Source organism: Paractinoplanes tereljensis (genome assembly GCF_016862435.1).
Classification (GTDB): Bacteria; Actinomycetota; Actinomycetes; order Mycobacteriales; family Micromonosporaceae; genus Actinoplanes; species Actinoplanes tereljensis.
Map to the genome: position 1 here is coordinate 1 of NZ_BOMY01000056.1, position 995 is coordinate 995.

1 protein-coding gene is annotated in these 995 nt (G+C 75.2%); it reads left to right on the forward strand.

Features of this window, described 5'->3' with window-relative positions; all coding sequences use genetic code 11:
- Window positions 1–46: 46 nt before the first annotated feature.
- Window positions 47–880, forward strand: a complete 834-nt coding sequence (locus Ate02nite_RS44375) for a patatin-like phospholipase family protein (RefSeq protein ID WP_203814005.1) — start codon at window positions 47–49, stop codon at window positions 878–880.
- Window positions 881–995: the final 115 nt, after the last annotated feature.

The window sequence follows — 995 nt, forward strand, 5'->3', positions numbered from 1 at the left end:
CGATCGGCAGGACAGGCCCTGGGCGAAACGTGCTACGCATTGATCCATGGACACCGCTCTGGTTCTGGGCGCCGGCGGCATCACCGGCATCGCCTGGCATCTCGGATTGCTGACCGGCCTGCGCGAAGCGGGCGTCGACCTGACCACGGCCGGCCTGGTGGTCGGCACCTCGGCCGGCTCGATCGCCGGTGCCGTGGTCGCCGGCGACATCGACCTGGCCGACGCCATGCGCATGGAGGCCCAGATGGGCGAGTCCGACCCGCCGATCGAGCCCGACTGGGAGCGCGGCTCCCGCGCCTACGCGGTCCTCACCGACGAGACCCGCGACCGGGCCGGCATCCGGGCCGAGGTGGGCGAGCTGGCGCTGGCCGCCGACGTGGTGTCCGAGGCGGCCTACGTGGCCCTGCTGACCCGCCGGCTGCCGTTGTTCGAGTGGCCGGCCCGCCCGTTGCTGATCACCGCGGTCGAGGCCACCACCGGCAACCCGGTGGTGTGGGACCGCGACTCCGGCGTCCCGCTCGACCGGGCGGTCGCGGCCAGTTGCGCGGTGCCGTGCGTCTTCCCGCCGGTCACGGTCGCCGGAAGCCGTTACATGGACGGCGGCGTGCGCTCCGGCACCAACGCCGACCTGGCCGCCGAGGCGACCCGCATCGTGGTCCTGGCGCCGCTGGCCCCGGTCCGCATGCACGGCGCCCCGGCCGCCGAGATGGACGCCCTGCGGCAGCGCTCAAAGGTGGCCCTGATCGCCCCCGACGAGGCCGCCCTGGAGTCCCTGGGCCCCAACGTCTTCGACGCCGCCCAGTGGGAGCCGGCCATCGAGGCCGCCATAGCCCAGGGCCACCGGGTAGCCCCCGAGGTAGCCGCTATCTGGCACGCCTAGCCCCACCTGACAGCCGCACCCACACTGCTGCAGCGCCTGCAGCGCCTGCAGCGCCCGCAGCGCCCGCAGCGCCCGCAGCGCCCGCAGCGCCCGCAGCGCCCGCAGCGCCCGCAGC

Excerpts from the sequence above, each read along its gene's own strand:
- Ate02nite_RS44375 (WP_203814005.1), top strand. The coding sequence starts at position 47 with ATGGACACCGCTCTGGTTCTGGGCGCCGGCGGCATCACCGGCATCGCC.